The organism is Exiguobacterium sp. N4-1P, assembly GCF_002214325.1.
The window spans coordinates 814,800-841,006 of the sequence record NZ_CP022236.1 but is presented as its reverse complement, the minus strand read 5'-3'; the positions used below and the strand labels follow the sequence as shown (position 1 = coordinate 841,006).

Sequence of the window (26,207 nt, the reverse complement as noted above, 5' to 3'; positions counted from 1 at the left end):
ACAAGGTACAATAAAGAAAGATACACTCCCGTTTCTCACCGTATCGTTTCGGGAACAGTTTACTATATGTGAAAGGAGTCGGGATATCTTTGAAAAACGAATTAGCAGTCATCGACATCGGATCGAACTCGATCCGTTACGTCATCTTTCACCCGATCGATTCAGGTCGCTATATCGAAAAAATTAACGTTAAGGTGGTCGCTCGACTATCCGCTCATATCGATCAAGACGGAGCACTCGATCAAGCGGGCATCGACATCTTATCTGACACACTCCAACGGTTTCATGAAATCGGTTTGACGCACAACGTCGAAGAAACGTTCTGCGTCGCGACAGCTGCCATTCGAAATGCCACGAATCGCCAGGAGATCGTTGAGACCGTTGACCAGACGACTCCATTTTTGATGCGTATCCTATCCGACGAGCAAGAAGCCTACTATGGCTATTTCGCCATCATTAACTCGACCTTCTTGACAGATGGTTATTCCGTCGATATCGGCGGCGGTTCGATGGAAGTGACGTTGATCGAAAATCGCGAGATGGTCGCCTATCACAGTTTTCCGTTCGGAGCCGTCACGTTGACACGCCAGTTCATCTCCGGTGAGACGATGACCTCAAGTGAACAAAAGAAATTGATTAAATTCTTAAAAGAGCAGTTCGCTGAAATTCCTTGGCTTAAAGAAAAAAAATTGCCGTTGATCGGTGTTGGTGGTTCTGCCCGAAACTTCGTCCGCATCCATCAGTCGACTCTCGATTATCCACTTCACGGGATCCATCAATATCAAGTCCGGACAAAAGAACTCGGAAAACTCGTTGACGAGCTTGAAGACAAGTCACCAAAACACCTTGGGAAAATTGAAGGGTTATCAAAAGATCGAGTCGATATCTTCCTACCTGCCCTGATTGCGATTCACGAACTCGCGTTACATATCGAGGCCGACCAATTCGTGATGAGTAACTACGGTTTGCGCGAAGGACTCGTCTATGAGTACGACTTACACGAAGGTAACCAACGCCGTGTTGAAAACGTCCGCGAAGAAAGTCTGTTTCAACTCGAAAGTGATTATAAAGTCAATCGCGACCGGATGAATTACCTCGGCACGCTCGCTAAATCACTATATCGTCAACTCGTCTCACTCGACATCATTCCGGAACGCGCCGCCGATTTACGATTACTTGATTCAGCGAGTCGTCTGCTTTACTGCGGACAGTATATCAATCCAGATACGCGGTCGAACCAGACCTTTTATTTATTGACGAATACGGACTTGAAAGGCATGACGCATAAAGATCGGCTTGCGCTCGCGCTCGTCAGCTCTTATTCATCGTCAAAACGGATGCAACAACTCTTGAAACCATTTAAAGATTGGTTTTCCGATAAATCAATCGAGCGGTTCGATTTGCTTGGATCACTTCTTAAGCTTGCCGATGCACTCGACGTGACGGAGCGTCGCGCCGTCGACAGTGTCGAACTGCACATTGAAAACGAGGCCCTGCTCCTGACGCTCGATACGGGTGATCATGATTATGGATTTGAAGTCGAAAAAGCCGAAAAACAAAAGAAACATCTCGAACGCGTCATCGACCAGTCGATTGAACTGCAAACGAAAGGAAGTCTTACTTCATGAAATTCGATTCTCCAGACTACTTTAATAATCGCGAAATCAGTTGGCTCCAGTTTAATGAACGTGTGCTCGGAGAAGTCTTAGATACACGAAATCCGTTGATGGAACGATTGAAGTTTTTAGGAATCTTCAGCTCCAACTTGGACGAATTTTATATGGTACGTGTCGGTGGATTAAAGGATGAGGTCCTGGCCGGGTTCAACAAGCCGGAAAACAAACAGCAGTTGACGCCGAAGCAACAACTGCGCGCAATTGCCGCGAAAACAAAAGAGCTCGTCGAACAGCAATATGAGGCATTCAAGGAAATTAGTACTGCTTTAAAGAAAGAGTCGATTTTCTTTTTAAAGCACGAGGAATTAAACGAAGTTCAGTCCGAATATGTGAAAGCGTTTTTCCGTGATCAAGTTTTCCCTGTACTGACACCGGTCGCAGTCGATGCCTATCGCCCCTTTCCGATGTTATCATCGAAGTCGCTCAATATCGCGACTGCACTCGAAGCAGAGGATGGTTCAAAGCGGAACTTAGCGCTCGTCCAAGTCCCTGCCGTCTTACCGCGTTTCGTCGATTTACCGGTCGACGATGAAGAGACGACGGCCGTCATCTTACTCGAAGATGTCATTATCTCCTTCATCGATTCGCTCTTTAAAGGTTATCGTGTCCTGTCTGCGATGCCATTTCGCATCACGCGAAATGCCGACCTCCCGTTTCATGAAGAAGGGACACATGACATTTTAAAACTGATTGAAAAGGAATTAAAAAAACGCCGGTGGGGGGTAGGGATTCGTCTCGAGATTCAAAAAAATGCCATCAATACAGAACTACTCAACATGTTGCGCGACGTGCTCGACTTACAAGATCGCGATATTTTCGCCGTCGACGGTCCAATCGATTTAACGTTCGCTTTCGCCTTTTATAGTCAAATCGGTGTCGAGTACGACCACTTGATCTATCAAACGATCATGCCAGTCGAACCACCTGCGCTCGAACAATCGAAAAACTTATTCGATCAGATTTTACAACGCGATTATTTGTTACATCACCCGTACCATACGTTCGATCCAATCGTCCGTCTGATTGGTCAGGCAGCTAATGATCCGAACGTACTCGCAATCAAACAAACACTTTACCGTGTCTCAGGAGACTCCCCTATCATTAAAGCTTTAAAGACAGCCGTCGAAAATGGGAAACAGGTTACCGTTCTCGTCGAGCTGAAAGCCCGGTTTGACGAAGCGAAGAACATCGAGTGGGCAAAACAACTTGAAAAAGTCGGTGCTCACGTCATCTATGGGTATAGTGACTTAAAGACGCACTCAAAGATCACCTTGATCGTCCGCCTTCAAGAAGGACGAATTCAACGCTTCGTCCATCTCGGGACGGGGAATTATAACGATTCAACGGCGAAACTCTATACCGACATCGGTCTATTGACCGTCCGCGAACAATTAGCGGAAGATGCGACAAACTTCTTCAACTGGTTATCCGGATACGGGGAACAGCCGAAATGGAATGCGATCCACACGTCCCCTAATTCGATGCTTGAAAAATTCTTATCATTGATTGATGACGAAATCAAATTTCATAAAAAACATGGCAACGGTCGAATCGTCGCGAAGATGAACAGTTTGACGGAAAAAGAAATCATCACGAAGCTCTATCAAGCATCACGTGCCGGCGTCCGCATCGAACTGATTGTCCGTGGCGTCTGTTGTCTCCGTCCACAAATAAAAGGTGTTTCAGAAAACATCAGAGTCACGTCTGTCGTCGATCGATACTTGGAGCACTCACGAATCTTTTATTTCCACCATAACGGAGAAGAACTGATTTACTGTTCGAGTGCCGACTGGATGACACGAAATATGCGCAAACGCATTGAAATCTTATTTCCGATCATCGATGAAGATCATAAAGAGTATTTGAAGGATTGCCTCGCGATGACACTGGCGGACAATATCAAAGCACGGGAACAAGGGGCGGATGGAGAATACGCTTACGTCACGCGTGGTAAACAAGCATGTGAATCGCAAATCTTGATTCAACATTATACGAACGACAAATTAAAATCAAAACCATCATTCGAAAACCCACTCGAACACAAATGGATTGCCATTGAACGAAAGGAAGATAAAATCTCGTTCGAGCCACAATCACCTCAAAAATAAATGTTGTTTAACGTCAGACATCTTCATATAATGAAAGTGTAAGCGTTTTTTTATATGAAGAAAGGACTGGAACTCATGCTACAACAAATTTTATTATCACTACTTGCCGGCATCATTTGTGGTGTCGTCTTTACCGCTCTTAAATTACCAATCCCGGCACCACCTGTCTTCCCCGCAATCGTCGGAATTTTTGGTGTCTTCCTCGGAATGAAAGTATTTCTATTCGTTGCCGATCGTTGGCCGTTTTAATGAAACAAAAAAACGTTCGCCTCATCCCTTTTTTAGGACGAGACGAACGTTTTTTTATTTCTTCAATGCTTCGGCGATGACATGATCCCAGTTCACATCATCACAAGCTGTTTTACACGTTGGTTCTACTTCACACGTCGCACATTTTCCCTTTTTCGCCTTTTTCGTAAAACGAACTAAAGAATAACCTGCGTATCCAAAGATTATCAATCCAATCAAAATATCGACAAGATGCATGTAATTCCCTCCAAGCTTATGAAAAACCGAGTAGTAGCCCTGTTTGATAAATGACGAAGGAGACACCATAGGCGACGAACAATCCATAGAGACTTGCAACCCACGTCAGCTTCGCGCTTCCGACTTCACGTCGAATGACGGCGACGGTCGCGAGACACGGAACATACAGTAATACGAATGCCATGAAACTATAGGCACTGAGTGGCGTGAACTGCCCTGACAACTGACGACCGAGTTCTGATTCATTGACGGCATAGATGATTGCCATCGTTGAAACAACGACTTCCTTCGCCAAAAATCCGGTAATTAAGGCAGCACCTGCCTGCCATGTCCCAAAGCCGATTGGAACGAGGAGCATTGCAATCACTCCACCAATCATCGCGAGAAAACTATCATTCATATTGACATCGAATCCAGCTGGTCCCGTATAAGCGAGCAACCAAATGACGACTGATCCCCCAAAGATGAACGTACCGGCTTTTCGAACAAACCCTTTTCCTTTTTGCCATGTACTCCGCCATAACGTCAACCATTGCGGTACCCGGTATGGTGGTTGTTCGACCATGAAGAGACTTGTCGCATCTTCGGCCGCTAGGATTTTTGAAAATACTTTTGCCGCAATCAGCGCAAGTACGATTCCTAAAATATAAAGTGATAAGACAATCAATGCTTGATTACTCGCAAAAAAGCTACCGGCGAATACGGCATAAATCGGCAGTCGGGCCGAGCAAGACATGAACGGTGAGATGAAAATCGTCACCAGTCGTTCCCGCTCTTCTTCGACCGAACGTGCTGCCATGATACCAGGAACGTTACAGCCGAAGCCGATGATCATCGGAATAAAACTTTTCCCGTTCAAGCCAACCATTTGCATGAAACGGTCCATGACGATCGCGACGCGGGCCATGTACCCTGAATCTTCGAGAAACGAGATGAAGAAAAACAAGACGAAGATTTGCGGGACAAACACTAATACACCACCGACCCCTGCAATGACGCCATCAATTAATAAATCTTGAATGAATCCAGATGCCCCGATTGCACTTAGTATCCATACAACACCTGCTGAGAGCGGTCCTTCGATGAAGGCCGATAAGAGGTCCGATAACGGAGAGCCGACCCAATTAAACGTGATATGAAATAATCCATACAGTACGGCGAAAAAGATTGGTAACCCGAAAATCGGATGCGTAACGACTGCATCAATCCGGTCGGTCCACGTTTTTTGATCCGTCTTCTCCTCGACGACAGCACTCGCTCGCATCGCGATTGCCCAGTTTCGGCGACACTCTGTAATGTGGGCATGAATGAAACGACCGAGTTGAGCTTCGAGTTGTTTTCGAATTTCGATAATTGAAGACGAACGTCGCTCCAGGTGTTCGACAAAAACACGATTCCCAGCCAAGTATTGAACAGCCATCCAGCGTTCGTTCAATTGCAGCGTTGCTTGTTCCATAATTTCTGTAATCGCCTGTTCCGTTGCCTCTCCGTAGTCAATATGCAGTGGAGTAACGGCTTCTGTCTTGAGTGATGTTAATAAGACATCACAGCCGTCTCCAGTCCGAGCGACAATCGGAAATATTTCTACCCCAAGTGCCGTCGCGAGTGCCCTCGCATCAATCTGTGTTCCCCGATTAGTCGCGACGTCAATCATATTCAATCCAATTTGAAGTGGTTTTCCAATCTCAAGCAGCTGTGCCGTCAATTGCAAGTTCCGCTCTAACTGCGATGCATCGATGATATTAATCATGGCGTCGAATTGTTCTTCCATTAAAAAACGGGCGACGACCGCTTCATCGGCCGATAGCGGGTCCAAATCGTAGACGCCGGGCAAATCGACTAGCTGTCCCCGCCCACCGTGTAATTTCCCGATTTTTTTATCAACCGTTACCCCCGACCAGTTGCCGACATGGGCATATGATCCGGTCAAGCGGTTAAATAATGACGTCTTCCCCGTGTTCGGGTTACCGAGTAAAGCAATCCGTTGCGTCATGGTGAATACACCTCAATCTTTTTTGCATCGCTGCGCCGAATCGCAATCATTTGATGATGATCTCTTTGTTCTATTGTCAAAGGACCTTGAAAGCTCGCCCGTCTCTTGACGACGACTGGACAACCTTCATAAAAACCAAGCGCGAGTAAGCGTCTTCGTAATCGATCCTCGATTTTATTTAAGTTGGTCATAACAACGGGTTTGTTGATTGGAATCGTTGCTAAATCAATCATTATGGTTCCCCCATCTGATACATTTTTCATTGATAACAATTATCATTGTTGATTATAACACGTTTTTCTATAATAAAAAAAAGCTGGTAGTGATTCGATGTGTGAACATCTTGTCACTATCAACTTTCTTACGGTTCATCTGAGGTTGCCGCAACATCGATCAAGGACTCAGACCTTTGATGAGCTAAACGATGGCATGAAGGACAGAGCGTCAGGAACTGATTGTTTTCCTGATGCCACTCTAAAATGGACTGGTTTTTTTGTCCACAATGTTCGCAAGCTTCCGCTAACTGACCGATATGATTCCGCTCATGAAATTTCTCCTGCCTGCGTTGCTTCGCTTCCTCAATCGTCGTAACGTCGGTTTCGAAATACCCGTACTGCCACGCTTCGACAAGGCGTTGACGAACACTCACCTGAACCATCCCCGATTCAACCTTCAAATCTGTCAGTGGTGTGCCAAGTAACGGATGATGTAAGTCGACGCTAATTAAATCAAGACACGCGTATGTCCGCTCGACTCCGTCTGCCTCTACTCGCCAGTGAGGATCAGATGGGCGTGTCGTATATTCACTGAACAACGTTTCCGCATAAGCGATTATCCCCATTTTTGTCGCTAAAAAAACTTCTTCACCCGCTTCTAAATCTGCTGGTAAATAAAAGGGTTCCTTCGTTTCATAATAATGAACGACCGCCTGCCGTAAAGCAAAATCTGATTCATCAACGACTAGTAGATGGCACACGTCCTTACACCTCTCTCGTTTAAATGGATGTTCCGATGAGCGGTAATCGCCACTCTGCATCAAAGTTCCCTGACCGCAACATCGCGATTTCTTCTTTATAGGGTGCCACTTTCTTTTTCGGATCAAGCCCGATATACGGTGTCTCTAAAATTTTTGGTAAATGAGCAAGCGCTTGATGATGGACGATCCGATGTAATGTGTCAAATCCAATTTCACCAAAACCGATGTTTTCATGACGGTCTTTTTTCGCACCACGGACGTTTTTCGAGTCATTAACGTGGATGACACCAAGGCGATCGAGACCGACGACCCGGTCAAACCGTTCGAGTACCCCGTCTAAATCGTGGACGATGTCATATCCTGCATCATGGACGTGACACGTATCGAGGCAAATCGACAAGCGGTCGTTGTGTGTGACCCCATCAATGATTTGTGCCAATTCTTCAAACGTCTTCCCGATTTCAGACCCTTTCCCTGCCATCGTTTCGAGTGCGATTTTTACTTTTTCATTTCCAGATAAGACTTCGTTCAATCCTTCGATGATTCGTTTAATTCCGATATCCTCACCGGCACCGACATGGGCACCAGGGTGTAAGACGATATGTTGCGCCTTTTCAAGTGCTTCCGCGCGTCGAATTTCTTCTGCCAAGAATGATACGGCTAATTCAAAGGTTTCCGGTTTCGTCGTATTGCCAAGATTGATGATATAAGGGGCATGGACGACAATCTCTTCAATCCCATTTGCCTCCATGTGCAATAATCCTTCTGCAATCCGTAATTCCTCAATCGGTTTTCTTCGTGTATTTTGAGGTGCTCCTGTATACACCATCATCGTTGTCGCGCCATATGACGCCGCTTCCTCACTTGCACCAAGTAACATCTTTTTCCCCGATAAGGAGACGTGTGAACCAATTTTCATCCTGTATTCCACCTTTCGCTCTACTTACATTGTACCAAACGTCGGAAAAAAAACAAAAAATCCCTAGGACGAGAAGCTTCTTCTCATCCGTAGGGAAACGTGACTTATTTTGATTTACTCGCATTCGCCTTACGTTCTGCACGTCCGACGCCACGCTGTTCTTTAATCCGCTCACGTTTTGCTGTTTCTTTTAACTTATACTGGTGTTTCTTTTTATAGCCAGGTTTGACGCGTTTTTTCGCTTTAGCCGCTTCACCTGATAAACGGCTATGTGCCGTTTTCGAGACAGCCGTCTTCATGTGTGGTTTCGCACGACGACGCTCTTTGACTTCGCTGACTTGACCACTCTTGACATCGACATTGATGAATTCGATGCCACGGTCTTCAAGACGGTTGATTGAACCATTCTCATGATCTTCAAACAACGTGTACGCAAGTCCTTCTTGGTCGACTCGACCCGTCCGTCCGACACGGTGCACGTAGAAATCAAGATCTTTCGGAATGCCGTGGTTGATGACATGTGAGACACCCGAAATATCGATGCCGCGTGCTGCTAAATCCGTTACGATAACGTATTGGAATTTCGCTTCGTTGATTTCTTTGATTGCTTGTTTCCGGCGTCGTGCGGGTAGGTCACCGTGAAGTGAACCGACATTTAAGCCTGCTTCAAGGAACGATGCTTCAAGTTCAATCGCTTCTGTTTTCGTGTTTGTAAAGACGAGACAGATGTACGGGTTGAGTGCTTTCGCTAATTTCAACGCTAAGTCTGAACGATCACGGTGCTTGACGGGAACCGTATGATGGACGATTTTTTTCGCCGTCTGTTGTTTTGGATCAACATGTGCATAACGTGGGTTGTTCATATACTTCTTGAGAAACGGTTGAAGTTTCTCAGGAATCGTCGCTGAGAAAACCATCATCTGAAGTTTCTCAGGAAGTGCTTGGGCAATCCGGTCCACTTCTGGTAAGAAGCCCATGTCAAGCATCTGATCGGCTTCATCGATGACATAGTTTTTGACGAAGTGCGGTTTTAACGCTTGCTCTTTAAAGAGGTCTAAAATGCGACCTGGCGTCCCGATGACGATTTGTGGTGAAACTTTGACGCGCCCGATTTGACGTTCACGATCCATCCCACCTGTGATGAGGCTCGTTTTGATATAGTCTGGGTTCTTCACGAGAATTGATTTTAATTCTTCGTGGATTTGCCATGCTAATTCACGTGTCGGTGCAACGATGATTGCTTGCATTTCTTGTAATTCTGGATTGATGTTTTGAACCATCGGTAAGAGGAATGACAAGGTCTTCCCTGTTCCAGTTTGTGATTGACCAATGATATCGCGACCCTTAAGGGCAGCCGGAATAATCCGTGATTGAATATCCGTTGGTTTTTTAATACGTGCGTCTTCGAGTGCTTCGACGACGAACGGGTGCAAATCAAAATGGGTAAATCCATTCATCTTCGTCACCTTCCTTTCTCCTGCTTAAACAACTAAAAGTGATTGTGTCACTTTTATCATCTATTTACTTAGTTCAACATGGGTATGGGTCTACTACCGTCATACAGATAAGAATACGTATAGAAACGATCTGGAATTTTTTTATTTTTCGTATGAAGCTTCAACGCGCTGAAGGCGACTTGCATCATCTCTTCAGCGGACTGGACAACCGTCGCATCCATCGATTTCATGTCAACAGCTTCTAATATAGCACGATTCCCGTCGATTCCGACAACTATTTTTCCGGAAATGTCTGCTTTTTTCAAGGCTTCGAGCACACCTAACGCAATATCGTCATTGTGACAGTAGACCGCATCGAATTCCGTACCGGACTCGATGATCCGACGCATGACGCGTTCTGATGTCACCGGATCATAGTCACCACTTGCTGAATTGACAATCGATATCCCGGGTTCTGTCACGATTCCTTTAACGAATCCGTTATGCCGTTCATTCGTCGTGTGTATGTTCGTCGTCCCCGTAATTTCAACGACTTTTCCTGTTGCAGTTCCATTTCGTCTAATCAGTTCGTTTTTGACATATGAAGCAAGTTGTTCACCAATCATCTGATTGTTCGACGTCACCGAGCTGACGACTGCATCAGATCGAATCAATCGGTCAATCGCAAAAACGGGAATCCCATTTTTTTCTGCTTCTTCTAATGCGCTCGTAATATAAACATCGTCAAACGTCGTGATAAATATCGCGTCGACCTTCAATTTGATGAATTCACGAATTTGCTCTCGTTCACTGATGCGGGAGTTATGTGACGTCGCCACGACGGCTTCATACTTATTTACTTTTGCCTCGGCTTTAAACGCTGTAATCAACCGTTGGGCGAATTCATGTTTATCGTTGACGATTGTAAAGGCGACAACGTCACGGTCAGGATTTTCCTCCTGACCTACGAACAGATTTGAAATCAGCAGGATTGAGGCCGTCCAAACAAAGAGGACAAGCAACCATGACTTATTAAACTTCATCCTGGTCTCCTCCTCGTGGTAAGTGAATTTGGACTGTCGTACCGACACCAACCTTGCTATCGAACTCAATTTTTCCATTATGCTCACGAACGATGCGACTTGACATATAGAGACCTAAACCATTGCCATCCGCTTTCGATGTCTTAAAGGCTTGCCCAATCGTTTCGAGTTGGGGTTCTGTCATGCCGACACCATTATCTTGAACAATGAAGACGAATTGATTCGTGTAGACGTGTAGATGCAAATGACAAATCCCATCTGCACCACGCGACTGCACTGCTTGTAAGGCATTACGAACACAGTTCGACAAGATTTGTGACAAACCGTTTTCAGAGGCATAGAGATTCGGCATATGCGCCGGCGTATAAATTTTACAATCTGCTGCTTCTGCGTATGTCTCGGCGTGTAAACGCGCTTCTGCTTCCATGATGAATTTAAATTTTTTCATGAATTCGTTCATGTCAATCATCGACATCTTTAATACCTCGCCGCCACCTTTAGAGAGGTCGAGCATCGTCTCAATCATTGCGTTGGCACGATCTAGTTCTGATAAGGCTAACGCCAACATTTCCGGACTATTGTTCTCTTGCTCCGTCAAAAGTTGGAGCGTCATTTTGACTGGCGTCAATGGATTGCGGATTTCATGCGCGATTCCTGCCGCGAGCTGACCGAGCGAGGCTAATTTTTCTTGGTGTAACATCGCTTGTTGTTGACTCAATTGTTCGACTCGCGCGTTTTCCATCCGCTGGGCATACTCATTGTAAGCAGACACTAATGTTTTTACTTCGTTCGACCCCGATCGTTCCAATTCAATCGGTTGTGGCGTCGTGCTTTTTTCGATTTTTTGTACGAGCTCGAGTAAGGGTGCTGTCAGTTGACGTGACATGAGGTACCCGACGATTAGACTGAGGACGAGCGTCAACGCTGCGATGACAAGATATTGTTGCCGTGTCGTATACACGGGTTCGTAAAAGACACTCCGGGGTGTCCGAACAAGAATTTTCCAATCCGTCACTTTTAAATCACGTGCAAAATAATACATGTCTTTGTTCGTACTGAAGATATCGTATGGTTCTACCGTTTGAAATGCCCGGTCGACGACACTTTGAGTCAAGACACGTTCTTTGTCGGTCACGAGGTTTCGCGAAGTCGCGAGTGGCTCTCCTTTACTGTTAAAAAGATAGGCCATCGTTTCGTCGTCGAACGATTCGAGTGAATTTCGAAAGACAAGTGAATTCATCAGACTTAATCCACCACCAAAAATCCCAACCCGTTCACTGCCGTTACGAACCGGAACATACATATACGTGAGATAATCCGACTGTAACGGATATCGTTTACTCATATGAAAGTCTGTACTCGTCAAGGCCTGAAGAAAATCATCATCTTCTAGAATCTTTGAATTTCGGATGCGTCGATCTTCACTAGAAAACCATGTGAATTTTTTAGTCTTTAAATCATAGTAGAAGAAACTCTTAAAACCCGTATCGATATCGAGTAAGTTCGTTTCGCGAACGACTCGTTCTAATTCATTCATATTGTCGACATTCAATTGCAGACCCATGATTTCTTCATGTAAATTCCCGATACTATCACGGAGTGCGTTGCTCGAGACCTCAACACTGTTTTCACTTTGTTTTTCCGTTTGCTGTTCAACCCGTGAAATCGTCACACGGTCAGCTGTGAAAGCAAGTGCCGCGATGACCAGACAAATTAGAATGAACAAAACAGCGGTGATTTGAAAAAAGTAAGACCGCATCATCTTTTTTGTCTCCAACGTATTGCCTCCTTCTCCATGATTTTTACAACTCAATTAGTATATCATGTTATCACTCTTGAATAGACTCCTCTATTTTCAATCATCTGCAATCAATGGTACACTCTAACTAATCATTCTTTCTACGCTAAAGGAGAATCAACACTTATGTTAGTAAAAAAAATCAGCCCTCGTGGTTATTGTTATGGTGTCGTTGACGCGATGAAGTTAGCGCAACAAGCCGCAATGAATGAAAACTTGCCACGACCTATCCATATTCTCGGTATGATCGTCCATAATGCTCACGTTACACATGAATTTGAACGAATGGGTGTTTTGACAGTTGATGGTCCTGATCGTCTTGAAGCACTCGAAACCATTAAAGAAGGAACGGTCATCTTTACAGCGCACGGAATTTCACCTGCCGTCTATGCGCGCGCTGCTGAAAAAAAATTAACAGTCGTCGATGCGACATGTCCTGATGTCACGCGCACACATGATTTAATCCGGACTGTCGTCGCTGATGACTATGAAGTCATCTACGTCGGAAAACACGGACACCCGGAACCAGAAGGTGCAGTTGGCGTCGCTCCTGAACATGTCCATTTGATTGAAAAAGTCGAAGACATCGAAGCATTGCCTGCCCACTTATCAACCAAAAAAATCATCGTCACGAATCAAACGACGATGAGCCAATGGGATGTCCAGGCCTTAATGGAACATGTCCGTAAAAAGTACCCGCACGTCGAAGTCCATAATGAAATTTGTAACGCGACGCAAGTCCGTCAAGAAGCTGTCGCCGATCAAGCGGGCGATTGTGATCTTGTGATCGTCGTCGGCGATCCACGTTCGAACAACTCGAATCGCTTGGCACAAGTTTCATTTGATATCGCAGGTACCCCAGCTCATCGTATCGGTGATTTGACTGAACTTGATTTAACATGGCTCGAAGGCGTGAATCAAGTCGGTGTCACTTCAGGTGCTTCTACACCAACACCAATCACGAAAAAAGTCATCGATTTCTTACAGCAGTATGACCCAGCTGATATCAGCACACATGATAAAACACCATTTCTTGAATTGCGTCGGATTTTACCAAAAGTAAAAATCTTGTAATAGACATTTAAAAACCGTACGGAACTTTAAGGTTCCGTACGGTTTTTAAATGTAGACAAACTCTTATAAAGAACTAAAATTCTATAGCGAGATGTTATCAGTTCGCGCTTCCCTGTCTCGCCTCGTCTTCAAAGCGGCAATGTTCCGCGCCGTTACAGCAAAGCTGCAGGGTCGCGACCGATTGCTTTTCGCGGTTCTAAAGCGATTCAAGACGGATTTCGCTTTAAACCGTCTGCATGCCTGGATTTTCGTCACGGTATTACCTAAAAAGCGTCATGTTTCGTTGACTCCTACGGGAAAAGCAACGAAACATGACGCTTTTACCTTCCGATATCACTTTGTCTACACGCAAAAAACCGTACTGCACTTTAAAGTGCAGTACGGTTTTTTGCGTTCATAAAAATTTGAATGGATTCGTATTTGTCGTCGAGACGACCAATTCGACGTCGCGGATTTTTCGTTCCTCAAAACGTTTCTTCAGCTCATTGACGACGCCTTGTTTCATGACTGACTCGACGTGATGTCCAGGATCGACGACTGCTAAGCCGAGCGCCATTGCATCATGGGCGACGTGGAAGTACAGATCGCCCGTCACGAGGACATCTGCCCCGGCAAACGCCGCTGTTGAAACATGTTTATTGCCGTCTCCACCGAGTACGGCAACTTTTTTTATGAGGCGGTCCGATTCTCCCACAAAACGCAGGTTTTCAACACCGAACACATCACGGACATGTTCTGCGAACTGACGTAACGACACTGGTCGTTCGAGGTAACCGATTCTGCCAAGCCCTAACGGCTCAGCTGTCCGCTCCTGGCGCATGATATCATAAGCGACTTCTTCATAAGGGTGCGCTTTTTTCATCGCACGAATCACTTGTTTTTGATTCAGTTCCGTAACGATCGTCTCAATTCGGACTTCAGAAACTCGTTCGACTTGTCCGACATTGCCAATGTAAGGTACTGTCCCAGTCTCAGGTTTAAATTGTCCAGTCCCTACACTATGGAACTGACAGGCGCTGTAAGCACCGATTTGTCCCGCTCCTGCCTTCGTAAGCGCTTCTGATACCTGTTGTACGGCTTCTTGCGGAACGAAGACAACAAGCTTATAGACCGCGTTTTCAAATGTAGGTGACAAAACCGTTGTGTCGGTCAGTCCGATGGCTTCTGCCATCAAATCATTAACACCGCCTTGTGTTACGTCGAGATTCGTATGTGCCGCGTAAACGGCAATCTTATGTTCGATACACTTCATGACGATTCTTCCAGTCGCCGATTGATCGTTGACTTGCGCTAATTTACTAAAAATCGGCGGGTGATGGGCAATGATTAAATCGACGCCTTTTTCAATTGCTTCATCGACGACCGACTCCAAGACGTCAAGCGTCACCATGACACGCTTCACGTCTTTATTCAGCGTACCGATTTGTAGACCGATCGGATCCCCCGGCATCGCAAATTTTTTCGGTGAAAATGCTTCGAACTGTTCGATAATGAATTGACCGTTCGCCATCAGCTCGTCACCTCTTCCATTTTTTCGATCAAGCGGCGGATTGTCGTGATTTTTTCTTGGAGGAGCTCCGAGTCATTCCCACGCTGCATTTGTTCTAAAATAAATTGACGCTTTTGTTGTTCTGCTTGCCATTTTTCAATGAAAGCAGGTGCTTTTTCTCGCATGAGTTGCGGTCCAAATAACAATTCCCACTTCCGGATGTCCGCGTCCTCTGCGTAAATCATTTCTTCTCCTTTTTCTGCAACGAGAATCTCGTAAATCTTTCCATTCTCTTTAACGATGGCTTCCGACAGTAACGCATATCCATGTTCAAGTAACCATTTTCGAACATCGACAGCATCGACGTTCGGTTGAAGAATCAAGCGTTCTTCGCCCGATAAATGCGCCTTCCCTTCCTCTAAAATCGTTGCGATGAGCGTTCCACCCATGCCGGCAATCGTCACAGCCGTTACTTCTCCTGGAGTGAGAACCGTCAAACCACTCCCGAGACGTACTTCAATCTGTTCGTCTAATTGAACAAGCGCGACTTGCCCTTGTGCCGCTTCCATCGGCCCCACATTGACTTCGCCTGCGATGGCACGTTCGACTAAGCCTTGTTGGATACAATAACACGGGACGAATGCGTGATCGGAACCAATATCCGCGAGGACTGCTCCTTGTGGAATATATGAGACTACTTTTTTTAATCGTTGATCTAATGTGACGTGTGTTTGCAATGTATGTCATCCTTCCTCTTTCTAATCCATCTCTTTTTAAAATAGCTGACTTAGCCTAAAAAAGAAATACCGTGCTGTATGGCTTTTCCCAAATTCGTACAAGAAAAAAACACCTATCTCGGAGAAGAGACAGATGTTTTTGACTTATTTCTTTTCTGCAAGCCATTTCGCTAAAACAGTGGCTTCTTCGTCGTTAGCAAGACCCCCAGGCATTTGCCCTTTACCATTCATAGCGATGTCTTTGATTTCTTCTTCTTTCAGCTTCGCACCGACTTTAGTTAAGTTCGGACCTGCTCCGCCTTCGAGATTGCCGCCGTGACATCCTGTACATCCTTTTGATGCAAATAAATCTTCTGGCTTCATTTCAGCTGTTGATGGACCCTTTTCAGCTTCTTTCGCCTGATCTACGCCAAAGTATGACAATGAAATCATGGCAATGATTGCGATGATCGCAATCGCTGCGAACGGTACTAATGGATTACGCATTTGGATTTCCCCCCATATTCTATACCCAACCAAGTTGGTGACTGAATGGTATTCCCCGTTACTATTCTACTGTAAAAAAAACAGAGAAGGAAGAAAAAAACAAAACTTTTTCTTCCTTCTCACCAAATTTTCATATTTTCTTCACACTTTTAAAATCAATCCAAGAAGTCTTTCAGACGTTTTGAACGACTCGGGTGGCGAAGTTTACGTAAAGCTTTCGCTTCAATTTGACGAATCCGCTCGCGCGTAACACCAAATACTTTACCGACTTCTTCAAGCGTCCGTGTCCGACCATCATCAAGACCAAAACGAAGACGTAACACGTTTTCTTCCCGGTCCGTCAATGTATCGAGGACATCTTCAAGTTGTTCTTTCAATAATTCATACGCAGCTGCGTCTTGAGGCGCCGTTGCGTCTTGATCTTCAATGAAATCACCGAGATGCGAATCGTCCTCTTCCCCGATTGGTGTTTCGAGTGACACCGGTTCTTGAGCGATTTTTAAAATCTCACGTACTTTCTCAGGTGTTATTTCCATCTCTTTTGAAATTTCTTCAGGCGTCGGTTCACGTCCTAAGTCTTGTAGGAGCTGACGTTGAACACGAATCAATTTATTGATCGTCTCGACCATATGAACCGGAATCCGGATTGTACGTGCTTGGTCAGCAATCGCACGGGTAATCGCCTGACGAATCCACCATGTTGCGTAGGTCGAGAATTTGTATCCTTTTGTATAATCGAATTTCTCGACCGCTTTGATTAATCCCATGTTTCCTTCTTGAATCAAGTCGAGGAACAACATACCACGTCCGACGTAACGTTTTGCAATCGAGACGACAAGACGTAAGTTCGCTTCAGCAAGACGCTTTTTCGCTTCTTCATCGTTTTGTTCAATTCGTTTTGCAAGTTCGACTTCGTCCTCTGCATTCAAGAGATCGACACGACCGATTTCTTTCAGGTACATCCGGACAGGGTCATTGATTTTAACACCTGGTGGGACAGAGAGATCGTTTAAATCCGCCTCTTCTTTATCGTCACCCGTACCATCGTTGTTTACTTTGATACCTTCAGTCTCTAACAATTGAAGAAACTCTTCAAATTGTTGCGCATCCATCGATTCAAATGAGCTGAGCTTATCTTCGATTTTTTGATGCGATAGTTCCCCATTTTTATGTCCGAGCGCGATTAGTTCATCCTTCGCGAGACGGAGTATTTCTGCTTCTGATCTTGCTTTTTCTGCCATCGAACCATACACTCCTTCCACATCATGCAACAGGTCATCGATCTTTTAAGCGTCGTTTCCGTTCGATGATTGCCTGCATTAGTTCCGCTTGAGCACGGATATCTGTTTGTTGATTCAAACGTGACTTCTCTTCATCGAGTGTCCGTCGTTGTCGTTCATTTTGAACGGCGCGTATATAATGACTCAACAAATCCGGATCGTACTCCGGCATGAGCATAAACTCTAAATCGGCGACGATTCGTTGAAGCGATGCATCTTGTAACATCGTCAAGAAGCGGTCCGGATTTGCCGGAGCACCTGCTCCATAAAACTCATATAATTTACCGGCGATCAGCTGATGCGCCGGATCATTAAAATCGACTCCGAGTTGATCTCGGACTTCCATTCCAACCTCCTCTGACCGAATCATGTAAGCAAGTAAAAAACGTTCTGCCCGCTTCCAGTTCGTAAATGTTCGGTCTTGAGGTGCTGCGACGTTCGTTTGTCGTTCGACGCGACGTTCCTGCTTTACTTTAGGTGCTTGTAACGGTTTCACTTGTGACAATAACGATTCTTTCGATAACTGGAATTCTTCCGCTAGCTTACCAAGATAAATATCTCGAAGCAGAGGATTCGTTGTCCGATTAATCTCCTCAAGCATAGTTTCAATATATCGAACGCGTTCTCCTTCTAATCGCAAGTTTTTTTCTTGACGAAAATAAAAAGATTTGAATTCAAGACTTGAAACCCGTTCTTGTTCCACTAGACGAATAAATGTTTCTTCGGAATGAGTTCCGATGTACGAATCCGGATCTTCTTCATCCGGTAGCCGAATGACGGAACAATCTACCGCAACATCTTCAAGAAGACGTAATGCTTTAATCGTCGCTGCCCGACCGGCTTTGTCTCCGTCATAGCAAATAATGACTTCATCGACGATCCGTCCAAGATTTTGTGCATGGACAGGAGTTAAGGCCGTTCCTAAAGAGGCTACGGTATAGGATATACCCGCTTGAGCGACTCGTACAACATCTAAATTGCCTTCTACGAGCACAACTTGTTTATTTTTACGCATCGCGCCCCGTGCTTGTGCAAAACCGAACAGTAATTCACTTTTATTGAAGAGCGGTGTCTCTGCCGTATTGACGTACTTCGGGTCTCTTCCATCAATGGAACGTCCACTGAATCCAACAACCGTGCCATCACGATCTGAAATCGGAAAGACGACCCTGCCGTTAAATCGATCGCGATAATCGCCATCTCTACCTACAGAAATCAATCCAGCTTCCACCATTTCATCCAAGTCAAAATTACGCCGGGTCAAGGAGTCGACTGTAAAACGTTCTTGGTCTGGAGCATAGCCGAGTTTAAATTCACGCATCGCCGATTCGCCAATTCCCCGTTTTTCAAGATATTCACGACCGGCGTCACCAGCGGCTGTCTGTAACATGACTTCATGGTACAAATCAGCAACGATTCGATGCGCTTCACGCATCCGGTATTTCTTTTCTTGATCTGGTGTCGATTCAGTCTGATCAGATCGCTCGAACTCCGGTAATGTCACGTCCGTTCGATCAGCGAGTTTCGAGACGGCTTCCGGAAAACTCATCCCTTCCGTTTCCATGACGAAGGTGATGGCGTTTCCGCCCGCTCCACAACCAAAACAATAATACATTCCTTTATCAGGCGAGACCGAAAAAGAGGGGGATTTTTCTGAATGGAATGGACATAACCCTGAATACCGATTCCCTTGTTTTTTTAATTCTACACGTTCAGAGATTAGTTCAACGATATCCGTCGCTTGGCGAACCTGATCGACCAGTTCATCCGGAATTCTTTTCAATCGTCCCACCTCCTCTTCTCAACTCTTATATATATACCCGCAATGAAACGGAACGAATACTCGTTCCGTTTCATTGGAAAAATTGCATCATCTCATTTATCAGCTAGACTAGTATACTACGCAAGTACTTTCTTGACTAGTCATGTGCCTTTCCTGAAATTCCCGTCAAAATCAAGTTCGCTGTTTCTTCAACTGCCTTATTTGTCACATCGATGATTTGACAGCCAATCCGCTCATACAATTTTTTCGCATAATCAAGTTCACGATTGATGCGATCGATTTGTGCGTAGGCAGCTTCCGGTTTCAAACCAAGCGAACGTAACCGTTCCATCCGGATATCAATCAACTTCTCAGGAGAAATCAATAATCCGAAACACTTTTCTTTCGGAATATCGAAAAGTTCTTCTGGTGGTACAGATTCCGGAACGAGAGGAACATTCGCAACTTTGTACCGTTTCAAAGCAAGGTATTGTGAGAGAGGAGTCTTCGACGTTCGTGAGACACCAATCAAGACGATATCAGCCCGTTTAATTCCGCGTGGATCCCGACCGTCATCATACTTCACAGCGAATTCGACCGCTTCGATTTTCCGGAAGTATTCCTCATCCAAACGATAAATTAGCCCTGGCTCTTCTTTAGGTTGCATCCCGAGTCGATCTTCCATCGTATCAAGCAACGGTCCAAGTAAGTCGATTGCTTCGACTTCGTGAGCCTTCGCCGTCTCCGCAAGCAAACGACGGTGCTTCGCATGGACGATCGTATAAACAATCGTCGCCCGCTCTTCTTTCGCATGCAAAACGAGATCATAAATCACTTGATCGTCATCGACGAATGGGATCCGGACTGTTTCAATCGCCCGCTCCGGAAATTGAATCGCTGCTGCACGAACAACAAGTTCACACGTTTCACCCACTGAATCACTGACTACATAAATACGTTGTCTCATCTGTGAGCCTCCTCTTAAATTTCTTCATCTCTTGCTAACGCGACCAGTACTTTCGTCATGTTCGTCTTCGTCATCCGTCCGACGACTTTCAGGATGCCATCACTGTTTTCAACGACAGGCATCGAGTCGATTTGTTTTTCGATCAACTTCATCCCGGCCCCGATCAATGTTTCCGTTTTCTCACACACTGTCAAGTTCGGCATCCGCGTCATGATGATATTAACGGGCAATGAATCGAGTTCTTGGTTCCCGATTGCAGCTCGTAAAAAGTCTTTTCGTGATAAGACACCAACGAGTGCATGATCATTGCCAACGACGAAGAGCGAACCGACATCTTCTAAGAATAAGTGAACGATTGCGTCGTAAACGGTCATACTCTCATGAATCACCTTGGCAGAAGACATGAACTCGCCGACTGTCAACGTGTCGAGTTTCTCATGAAGCATCGAGGCGTTCTTTTTACCAACATACATATACCCGACGCGCGGACGCGCTTCGAGCATTCCTGTCATCGTCAAAATCGAGAGATCTGGTCGTAATGTCGCCCGCGTCAAGGAGAGCTCAGACGCAATTTGCTCTCCTGTGATCGGACCATTTTCTTTGACGATTTGGAGTATCTTTTTCTGCCGTTCATTTAACTTCATCGGCTCATCCGTCCTTTGTTTACACTAAAGTGAGTGCATTGAATCGTGCGACCGCTTGAATCGCGTCCGCGAAACGTTTCATTTCGCTTAAACGGTTCGATCGAATCGCATCGTCTTCTGCCATGATCATCGTCCCATCAAAATAGGCTGTAATGGCTGGAACCGTTGATTCAAGTGCGCCCATCGCTGTTTCGAAATCAGATTGCTCTACTGCCGCTGCGACTTGTGGAATGACCTGTTCGATTCGTTCATGTAAAGTACGTTCCGCTTCATTTTCAAAGAGCTCCGGATTGATAGTAACGACCGTTTCCGCTTTTTTCGAGATGTTGAGTACACGGCTCAACTGTTCGACTGTTTTCTTGAATGTGTCCCGTTGCGTCGCCGCTTCAAGCATTGCTGCTCGTTTTTCATTCGCTCCGACCGTCATATCAAGTTGAAGTGCTGCTTCAACGACGTCATGACGATACCCTTTTTCCGATAAACGGAACTTGAGGCGTTGACTGAAGAATTCTTGCATCGCCACTTTTACTGATTCTGCATCTGTCTGATAAAGACCTGCTTTAATTTGAGCTGTCACTACGAAATCAATCAGTTCAACGAGTGTCATTTGGATATTGCGATCCGCTAAGACTTGGACGATTCCCTGAGCCTGGCGGCGTAACGCATAAGGATCGGCAGAACCGCTTGGAATCATACCAACACCGAAGAAGCCAGCGACGCTGTCCAACTTATCGACGACGGCAAGTAGCGTCCCGGTTGGTGTCGCCGGACTTTCATCCCCAGCGAAGCGTGGCATGTAGTGCTCGCGGATCGCCGCTGCGACTTCCTTGTCTTCTTGTTTCATGTTTGCATAACGCTCGCCCATCAAACCTTGGAGCTCCGTGAACTCATAGACCATCTGACTGACGAGATCGAATTTATAGATATGACCGGCACGATCGACTTTCGTTCTGTCGGCTGAGAAGCGGTCTGCAAGCGCAAGCGCCATCTCACGTACGCGGCGAACTTTTTCACCCGTCGTTCCAAGTTTTTCATGGAAGACGATTTTGTCGAGACGGGCTGCTTGTGCGTCGATATCCGCTTTCTTATCTTCTTCGTAGAAGAATTGCGCATCGGCAAGACGGGCACGAATGACTTTTTCATTTCCGCGGGCGACGTTCTCGATGTGTTGCGCGTTCCCGTTACGCACCGTCACGAAATAATGCAGTAACGTACCATTACGTTTTACAGGGAAGTAGCGTTGGTGCTCTTTCATCGTCGTGATTAAGACTTCTTCCGGCAATTCAAGGTACGCTTCGTCAAACGCACCGAATAAGGCAGTTGGATATTCGACGAGGTTCGTGACTTCTTCAAGCAGTGACGCATCGATCGGTACTTCGAATTGTTCTGATTGTGCTAGTGCTTCGATTTGTTCTTCAATCATTTGGCGGCGTGCTGCATAACTGACGATGACATGCTCACCAGCCAATGCTTCGACATACGCATTCGGACGTAAAATCGTGATGTCTTGACCAAGGAAACGATGGCCACGTGACGTCCGTCCTGTTTCGACTGATGCGACTTCGAACGGAATGACTTGATCGTCAAGTAAGGCAATCAACCAACGGATCGGACGCATGTAACGGAGCGGTTGTGTACTCCAGCGCATGTTTTTCGGGAAGTTCATCGCCTCGATCACTTGTTTTAGCCCCGTCAATAACGTCGCTGTTTCTTGTCCTGCTTCCTTACGCGTCGCATAGATGTATTCGACTCCTTTTTCTTCACCAAGGAATAGATCATCTGTCGTCAATCCTTTTCCACGAGCAAATCCTTCCGCCGCTTTCGTCCAGCTCCCGTCCGCATCTTGCGCGATTCGTTTAGCTGGTCCTTTTAACGTTTCTTCCAAATCCGTTTGGCGTTCCGCGATTCCTTTAACGAGAACAGCGAGACGGCGCGGTGTTGAAAAGGCTTCGACTGTATCAAATGTAATCCGTGCTTCTGTCAAAAATGTCGTTACACGTTCCTTCAGTTGTGTTTCAGACTGCAAGACGAAGCGTGCCGGCATTTCTTCGAGACCGATTTCAAGTAATAATTCATGCATGTGATTCACCAGCTTTCGATTTAATCAATGGGAAACCTAAACGTTCCCGCTCTTCGATGAAACTTTGAGCACAACGGCGCGACATGTTCCGGACACGGTGGATGAATCCTGTTCGTTCCGTGACGGAAATCGCTCCTTTTGCATCGAGCAAATTAAAGGTATGTGAGCATTTTAAGATGTAGTCATACGCCGGGAACACAAGGTTTTCGTCGAGCGCCCGGTTCGCTTCTTTTTCATACTGATCAAACAATGTGAACAATAAATCAACATCTGATGTCTCGAACGTATATTTGGAATGTTCGAATTCTGGTTGATAGAAGATATCGCCATAGCGGAACCCGTCCGTCCAGACTAAGTCAAAGACACTTTCGACATCTTGAATATACGACGCGAGACGCTCGATACCATACGTGATTTCCACTGCAATCGGATTACACTCAATTCCACCAACTTGCTGGAAATATGTGAATTGCGTGATTTCCATCCCGTTCAACCAGACTTCCCAACCAAGACCTGCTGCACCAAACGTCGGGTTTTCCCAGTTGTCTTCGACAAAACGAATGTCGTGTTCAAGCGGATTGATGCCGAGGAGTTCTAGACTTTGTAAGTAGAGTTCCTGAATGTTGTCAGGAGACGGTTTCATGATGACTTGGAATTGATGATGTTGATACAACCGGTTCGGGTTTTCCCCGTATCGTCCGTCAGCCGGGCGACGTGACGGCTCTGTATAACAAACGTTCCACGGTTCTGGTCCTAAGCTCCGTAAGAATGTCATCGGGTTCATCGTCCCGGCACCTTTTTCTACATCATATGCTTGCATCGTCAAACAACCTTGTTCCGCCCAAAATTTCTGTAACGTCAAAATCATGTCTTGTACTGTCATTTTCAAGAGATCCACCTCCAAAATTTATAAGGAAACACAAAAACGTCCCTATGTACAACATGGTTGTACATAGGGACGAGACAAGCCCGCGGTTCCACCCTACTTGCATGCGTAGCATGCCACTCTTTTACGGGAACACTCAAAAATGCCGTTCACACCCGTTTCATATCCAGCTCACACTATCCTGGAATCGCTTGAATGAAGAGGAGGTGCTACTCCTTTTTCTCATCGTGTTCGTTTAGTTAGTTCTTCCGCACTTATTCTACCGAACGTACGCGTAGTCTGTCAATCATTCTCAAGGTTGAGCAATTGATCGAGAACGCGCTTCGATCGTAACCGAAGTCCACTATAACGTTCCATGTAGGCATCCATGATTTGACGCAGTAATCGTTTCGTTTCCGGCTTGACCGTGACCGTACCGATCCGTGAAAAATCATAGACGGAAAAGACATAGAGCATCTTTGCAACTGACTCCTGCAAGAATACGGCATACTCATCTTCATGACGATGGCGCTTACAGAGCAGTCCGCCATGGTTCAGCGAAAAGGCGAAAGGTGCTTCCGTACTCCCGCAAATCGTACAGCCGTTTAAGTGCGGAGCGATACCAAGATGACGCAACAAGCGTAGTTCAACAATGAACGATACGACATCCGGATCAAGTCCTTCGTCCATCGCCTCCAGTCCGTCGACGAATAAATCATACAACGTCGGATAGGCGACGCGTTCGTCAAGTGCCTTATCCGCAAGTTCGAGCAGGTACATCGCATATGACATCAAGAGGACATCTTGCCGGATATGTGAATACCCGGTGATGACATCCGCTGATTTTAATTGACCGAGTCCACGTGACCTCGGGTAGACATAGACCGCCCGAATAAACGGCTGACTTGCTGCATTAAACCGGCTACCCGGTTTCTTCGCACCACGAGCCATGACGGCGAGCTTTCCGTATTCACGCGTCAGCAACGTGATGATTTTATTCGATTCACCATACACGACCGTTCGTAATACGAGCCCTTCCGCCTTATCAATCATCGCTTAATACTCATCGTCGCGGAAGCCGAGTTCACGCAATTGTCCGGCTTTGTTACGCCAGTCTTTTTGCACTTTGACCCATAGGTTCAAATAGACTTTCGTTCCGAGAAGCATTTCGATGTCCGTCCGTGCTTCAGACCCGATTTCCTTGAGGAGTGCCCCACGTTTCCCGATGATGATGCCTTTTTGCGAATCACGTTCGATTAAAATCGTCGCGTGGACGTCGACCATATTGCCGTCCTCACGTGTTTTGATTTGATCAATCGCAACTGCGATCGAATGCGGTACTTCGTCTCGTGTTTTTTGTAAGACTTTTTCGCGAATCATTTCCGAGATAATAAAGCGTTCCGGATGATCCGTTACTTGATCGGCCGGATAATACATCGGTCCTTCTGGTAAAAGTTTCGCAACCTCACCGAGGAGCGGTTCAACATTATTACCTTGAAGAGCAGAAATCGGCACGACCGCTGCAAACTCTAATTCGTCTTTATACGACTCAATGATTGGCGGAATGTCATTCGGATGAATCAAGTCGACCTTGTTCATGACGAGAATGATTGGCGTATCAAGGCCTTTCAACTTCTCGATGATGAAGTCGTCGCCTTTTCCTTTTGGCTCCGTCACGTTGATCATGAAGAGAATCGCATCGACTTCACGCAAAGCGTTTGTCGCAACTTTCATCATGAAGTCACCGAGCTTATGCTTTGGTTTATGAATTCCTGGCGTATCGATGAAGACCGTCTGCACATCATCCGTTGTGTAAACACCTTGAATCTTGTTTCGTGTCGTCTGTGGCTTATCTGACATGATTGCAATTTTTTGACCGATGACACGGTTCAAAAACGTCGATTTCCCGACATTCGGACGACCGATGATCGAGACGAATCCCGATTTAAATCCTTCTTTAAACATTGAGATCTCCCTTCGTGAACGCACCTGGTAACAATGCGCCAACGGTTGTTTCTGTGACATCACCTGTTAAGTTCGTCAAATAGATTGGCATATCTGCATCACACATTTCGAACAGGACTTGGCGGCATTGTCCGCATGGTGCTACTGGACCTTCCGTGTCTGCTACGACAGCCATCGCTGCATATTCACGTGCATCTTGTGCCCATGCTGAGAAGACGGCTGTCCGCTCTGCACAGTTGCAGAGACCGTAAGCGGCGTTTTCGATGTTACACCCGTGGAACACTTGTCCGTCTTTTGTTAAGAGAGCAGCTCCGACTTGGAACTTCGAATATGGAACGTACGCTTTTTCGCGTGCAATTTTAGCTTGTTCGAGTAATTGTTCTGTTTTCATGTCATTTTTCCCCTTTTAGCAACTTTGTTGGC

At 45.8% G+C, this 26,207-nt stretch carries 24 protein-coding genes; 4 read left to right on the top strand and 20 right to left on the bottom strand.

Annotated elements, in window-relative coordinates; genetic code table 11:
* Nucleotides 1-89: 89 nt before the first annotated feature.
* The 3 genes from A0126_RS04255 to A0126_RS04245 all read left to right on the top strand — a co-directional run bounded on the left by A0126_RS04255 (nt 90) and on the right by A0126_RS04245 (nt 4,033).
* On the top strand, nt 90-1,628 hold the full coding sequence (locus A0126_RS04255) for a Ppx/GppA phosphatase family protein (RefSeq protein ID WP_088836570.1): 1,539 nt from the start codon (nt 90-92) through the stop codon (nt 1,626-1,628).
* Complete coding sequence (locus tag A0126_RS04250) at nt 1,625-3,784, top strand: RNA degradosome polyphosphate kinase (protein WP_088836569.1); 2,160 nt, start codon at nt 1,625-1,627, stop codon at nt 3,782-3,784. The genes A0126_RS04255 and A0126_RS04250 overlap by 4 nt, the downstream gene beginning before the upstream one ends.
* Before the next feature lie 75 nt (nt 3,785-3,859).
* Nucleotides 3,860-4,033 (top strand): XapX domain-containing protein, encoded by a 174-nt coding sequence (locus tag A0126_RS04245; protein ID WP_014969827.1) that lies wholly within the window; start codon nt 3,860-3,862, stop codon nt 4,031-4,033.
* Between the two features lie 54 nt (nt 4,034-4,087).
* Here the strand turns inward: A0126_RS04245 and A0126_RS04240 are convergent, their stop codons facing one another.
* The 8 genes from A0126_RS04240 to A0126_RS04205 all read right to left on the bottom strand — a co-directional run bounded on the left by A0126_RS04240 (nt 4,088) and on the right by A0126_RS04205 (nt 12,414).
* Nucleotides 4,088-4,270 (bottom strand): FeoB-associated Cys-rich membrane protein, encoded by a 183-nt coding sequence (locus tag A0126_RS04240; RefSeq protein WP_088836568.1) that lies wholly within the window; start codon nt 4,268-4,270, stop codon nt 4,088-4,090.
* 16 nt (nt 4,271-4,286) lie between these two features.
* On the bottom strand, nt 4,287-6,263 hold the full coding sequence (gene feoB / locus A0126_RS04235) for a ferrous iron transport protein B (protein WP_088836567.1): 1,977 nt from the start codon (nt 6,261-6,263) through the stop codon (nt 4,287-4,289).
* Nucleotides 6,260-6,496 carry a FeoA family protein gene (locus A0126_RS04230; RefSeq protein ID WP_029332956.1) on the bottom strand — a complete coding sequence of 79 codons (237 nt, stop codon included), beginning with the start codon at nt 6,494-6,496 and terminating at the stop codon, nt 6,260-6,262. The genes feoB and A0126_RS04230 overlap by 4 nt, the downstream gene beginning before the upstream one ends.
* A 128-nt stretch (nt 6,497-6,624) precedes the next feature.
* Nucleotides 6,625-7,239, bottom strand: coding sequence for a hypothetical protein (locus tag A0126_RS04225; protein WP_088836566.1), 615 nt, complete (start codon nt 7,237-7,239; stop codon nt 6,625-6,627).
* Between the two features lie 19 nt (nt 7,240-7,258).
* The gene (locus tag A0126_RS04220; protein WP_088836565.1) at nt 7,259-8,158 is read right to left on the bottom strand and encodes a deoxyribonuclease IV; all 900 of its coding nucleotides are present in this window, start codon (nt 8,156-8,158) and stop codon (nt 7,259-7,261) included.
* 104 nt (nt 8,159-8,262) lie between these two features.
* On the bottom strand, nt 8,263-9,615 hold the full coding sequence (locus A0126_RS04215; RefSeq protein ID WP_034801484.1) for a DEAD/DEAH box helicase: 1,353 nt from the start codon (nt 9,613-9,615) through the stop codon (nt 8,263-8,265).
* Between the two features lie 68 nt (nt 9,616-9,683).
* On the bottom strand, nt 9,684-10,637 hold the full coding sequence (locus A0126_RS04210) for a sugar ABC transporter substrate-binding protein (RefSeq protein WP_088836564.1): 954 nt from the start codon (nt 10,635-10,637) through the stop codon (nt 9,684-9,686).
* Nucleotides 10,627-12,414, bottom strand: coding sequence for a two-component system sensor histidine kinase NtrB (locus A0126_RS04205; RefSeq protein WP_088836563.1), 1,788 nt, complete (start codon nt 12,412-12,414; stop codon nt 10,627-10,629). Before A0126_RS04205 ends, A0126_RS04210 begins: the two co-directional genes overlap by 11 nt.
* Before the next feature lie 147 nt (nt 12,415-12,561).
* Here A0126_RS04205 and A0126_RS04200 point away from each other — a divergent pair, with 147 nt between their 5' ends.
* Complete coding sequence (locus tag A0126_RS04200) at nt 12,562-13,509, top strand: 4-hydroxy-3-methylbut-2-enyl diphosphate reductase (protein ID WP_029332951.1); 948 nt, start codon at nt 12,562-12,564, stop codon at nt 13,507-13,509.
* Between the two features lie 394 nt (nt 13,510-13,903).
* Here A0126_RS04200 and A0126_RS04190 read toward each other — a convergent pair whose 3' ends face one another.
* From A0126_RS04190 to A0126_RS04135, 12 genes are all read right to left on the bottom strand, one after another.
* On the bottom strand, nt 13,904-15,019 hold the full coding sequence (locus A0126_RS04190) for a Nif3-like dinuclear metal center hexameric protein (RefSeq protein WP_088836561.1): 1,116 nt from the start codon (nt 15,017-15,019) through the stop codon (nt 13,904-13,906).
* Entirely contained in the window at nt 15,019-15,735 is a 717-nt protein-coding gene (locus tag A0126_RS04185; RefSeq protein ID WP_088836560.1) for a tRNA (adenine(22)-N(1))-methyltransferase, read from the bottom strand. Before A0126_RS04185 ends, A0126_RS04190 begins: the two co-directional genes overlap by 1 nt.
* Before the next feature lie 144 nt (nt 15,736-15,879).
* Nucleotides 15,880-16,221: a cytochrome c550 gene (gene cccA, locus A0126_RS04180; protein ID WP_029332948.1), complete on the bottom strand. Its 342-nt coding sequence runs from the start codon at nt 16,219-16,221 to the stop codon at nt 15,880-15,882.
* A 155-nt stretch (nt 16,222-16,376) separates the two neighbouring features.
* Complete coding sequence (rpoD, locus tag A0126_RS04175; protein ID WP_012369736.1) at nt 16,377-17,462, bottom strand: RNA polymerase sigma factor RpoD; 1,086 nt, start codon at nt 17,460-17,462, stop codon at nt 16,377-16,379.
* Between the two features lie 34 nt (nt 17,463-17,496).
* Nucleotides 17,497-19,293: a DNA primase gene (gene dnaG / locus A0126_RS04170; RefSeq protein ID WP_239456845.1), complete on the bottom strand. Its 1,797-nt coding sequence runs from the start codon at nt 19,291-19,293 to the stop codon at nt 17,497-17,499.
* A 127-nt stretch (nt 19,294-19,420) separates the two neighbouring features.
* Nucleotides 19,421-20,230, bottom strand: a complete 810-nt coding sequence (locus tag A0126_RS04165) for a pyruvate, water dikinase regulatory protein (RefSeq protein ID WP_029332946.1) — start codon at nt 20,228-20,230, stop codon at nt 19,421-19,423.
* A gap of 14 nt (nt 20,231-20,244) precedes the next feature.
* The gene (locus tag A0126_RS04160; protein ID WP_029332945.1) at nt 20,245-20,874 is read right to left on the bottom strand and encodes a transcriptional regulator CcpN; all 630 of its coding nucleotides are present in this window, start codon (nt 20,872-20,874) and stop codon (nt 20,245-20,247) included.
* Between the two features lie 19 nt (nt 20,875-20,893).
* Nucleotides 20,894-22,954 (bottom strand): glycine--tRNA ligase subunit beta, encoded by a 2,061-nt coding sequence (glyS, locus tag A0126_RS04155; RefSeq protein WP_088836558.1) that lies wholly within the window; start codon nt 22,952-22,954, stop codon nt 20,894-20,896.
* The gene (glyQ, locus tag A0126_RS04150; RefSeq protein WP_029332943.1) at nt 22,947-23,837 is read right to left on the bottom strand and encodes a glycine--tRNA ligase subunit alpha; all 891 of its coding nucleotides are present in this window, start codon (nt 23,835-23,837) and stop codon (nt 22,947-22,949) included. Before glyQ ends, glyS begins: the two co-directional genes overlap by 8 nt.
* A gap of 285 nt (nt 23,838-24,122) precedes the next feature.
* Complete coding sequence (gene recO, locus A0126_RS04145; RefSeq protein WP_029332942.1) at nt 24,123-24,872, bottom strand: DNA repair protein RecO; 750 nt, start codon at nt 24,870-24,872, stop codon at nt 24,123-24,125.
* 3 nt (nt 24,873-24,875) lie between these two features.
* Nucleotides 24,876-25,784, bottom strand: coding sequence for a GTPase Era (gene era, locus A0126_RS04140; RefSeq protein WP_029332941.1), 909 nt, complete (start codon nt 25,782-25,784; stop codon nt 24,876-24,878).
* Nucleotides 25,777-26,175 carry a cytidine deaminase gene (locus A0126_RS04135; protein WP_029332940.1) on the bottom strand — a complete coding sequence of 133 codons (399 nt, stop codon included), beginning with the start codon at nt 26,173-26,175 and terminating at the stop codon, nt 25,777-25,779. Before A0126_RS04135 ends, era begins: the two co-directional genes overlap by 8 nt.
* Between the last annotated feature and the right edge of the window lie 32 nt (nt 26,176-26,207).

What these genes read in the sequence shown, in the direction of transcription:
- A0126_RS04250 (WP_088836569.1), top strand. Translation starts at nt 1,625, where the DNA reads ATGAAATTCGATTCTCCAGACTACTTTAATAATCGCGAAATCAGTTGG.
- A0126_RS04245 (WP_014969827.1), top strand. Translation starts at nt 3,860, where the DNA reads ATGCTACAACAAATTTTATTATCACTACTTGCCGGCATCATTTGTGGT.
- A0126_RS04240 (WP_088836568.1), bottom strand. Translation starts at nt 4,270, where the DNA reads ATGCATCTTGTCGATATTTTGATTGGATTGATAATCTTTGGATACGCA.
- feoB (WP_088836567.1), bottom strand. Translation starts at nt 6,263, where the DNA reads ATGACGCAACGGATTGCTTTACTCGGTAACCCGAACACGGGGAAGACG.
- A0126_RS04230 (WP_029332956.1), bottom strand. Translation starts at nt 6,496, where the DNA reads ATGATTGATTTAGCAACGATTCCAATCAACAAACCCGTTGTTATGACC.
- A0126_RS04220 (WP_088836565.1), bottom strand. Translation starts at nt 8,158, where the DNA reads ATGAAAATTGGTTCACACGTCTCCTTATCGGGGAAAAAGATGTTACTT.
- A0126_RS04215 (WP_034801484.1), bottom strand. Translation starts at nt 9,615, where the DNA reads ATGAATGGATTTACCCATTTTGATTTGCACCCGTTCGTCGTCGAAGCA.
- A0126_RS04210 (WP_088836564.1), bottom strand. Translation starts at nt 10,637, where the DNA reads ATGAAGTTTAATAAGTCATGGTTGCTTGTCCTCTTTGTTTGGACGGCC.
- A0126_RS04200 (WP_029332951.1), top strand. Translation starts at nt 12,562, where the DNA reads ATGTTAGTAAAAAAAATCAGCCCTCGTGGTTATTGTTATGGTGTCGTT.
- A0126_RS04190 (WP_088836561.1), bottom strand. Translation starts at nt 15,019, where the DNA reads ATGGCGAACGGTCAATTCATTATCGAACAGTTCGAAGCATTTTCACCG.
- cccA (WP_029332948.1), bottom strand. Translation starts at nt 16,221, where the DNA reads ATGCGTAATCCATTAGTACCGTTCGCAGCGATTGCGATCATCGCAATC.
- rpoD (WP_012369736.1), bottom strand. Translation starts at nt 17,462, where the DNA reads ATGGCAGAAAAAGCAAGATCAGAAGCAGAAATACTCCGTCTCGCGAAG.
- A0126_RS04165 (WP_029332946.1), bottom strand. Translation starts at nt 20,230, where the DNA reads ATGAGACAACGTATTTATGTAGTCAGTGATTCAGTGGGTGAAACGTGT.
- A0126_RS04160 (WP_029332945.1), bottom strand. Translation starts at nt 20,874, where the DNA reads ATGAAGTTAAATGAACGGCAGAAAAAGATACTCCAAATCGTCAAAGAA.
- glyS (WP_088836558.1), bottom strand. Translation starts at nt 22,954, where the DNA reads ATGCATGAATTATTACTTGAAATCGGTCTCGAAGAAATGCCGGCACGC.
- glyQ (WP_029332943.1), bottom strand. Translation starts at nt 23,837, where the DNA reads ATGACAGTACAAGACATGATTTTGACGTTACAGAAATTTTGGGCGGAA.
- recO (WP_029332942.1), bottom strand. Translation starts at nt 24,872, where the DNA reads ATGATTGATAAGGCGGAAGGGCTCGTATTACGAACGGTCGTGTATGGT.
- era (WP_029332941.1), bottom strand. Translation starts at nt 25,784, where the DNA reads ATGTTTAAAGAAGGATTTAAATCGGGATTCGTCTCGATCATCGGTCGT.
- A0126_RS04135 (WP_029332940.1), bottom strand. Translation starts at nt 26,175, where the DNA reads ATGAAAACAGAACAATTACTCGAACAAGCTAAAATTGCACGCGAAAAA.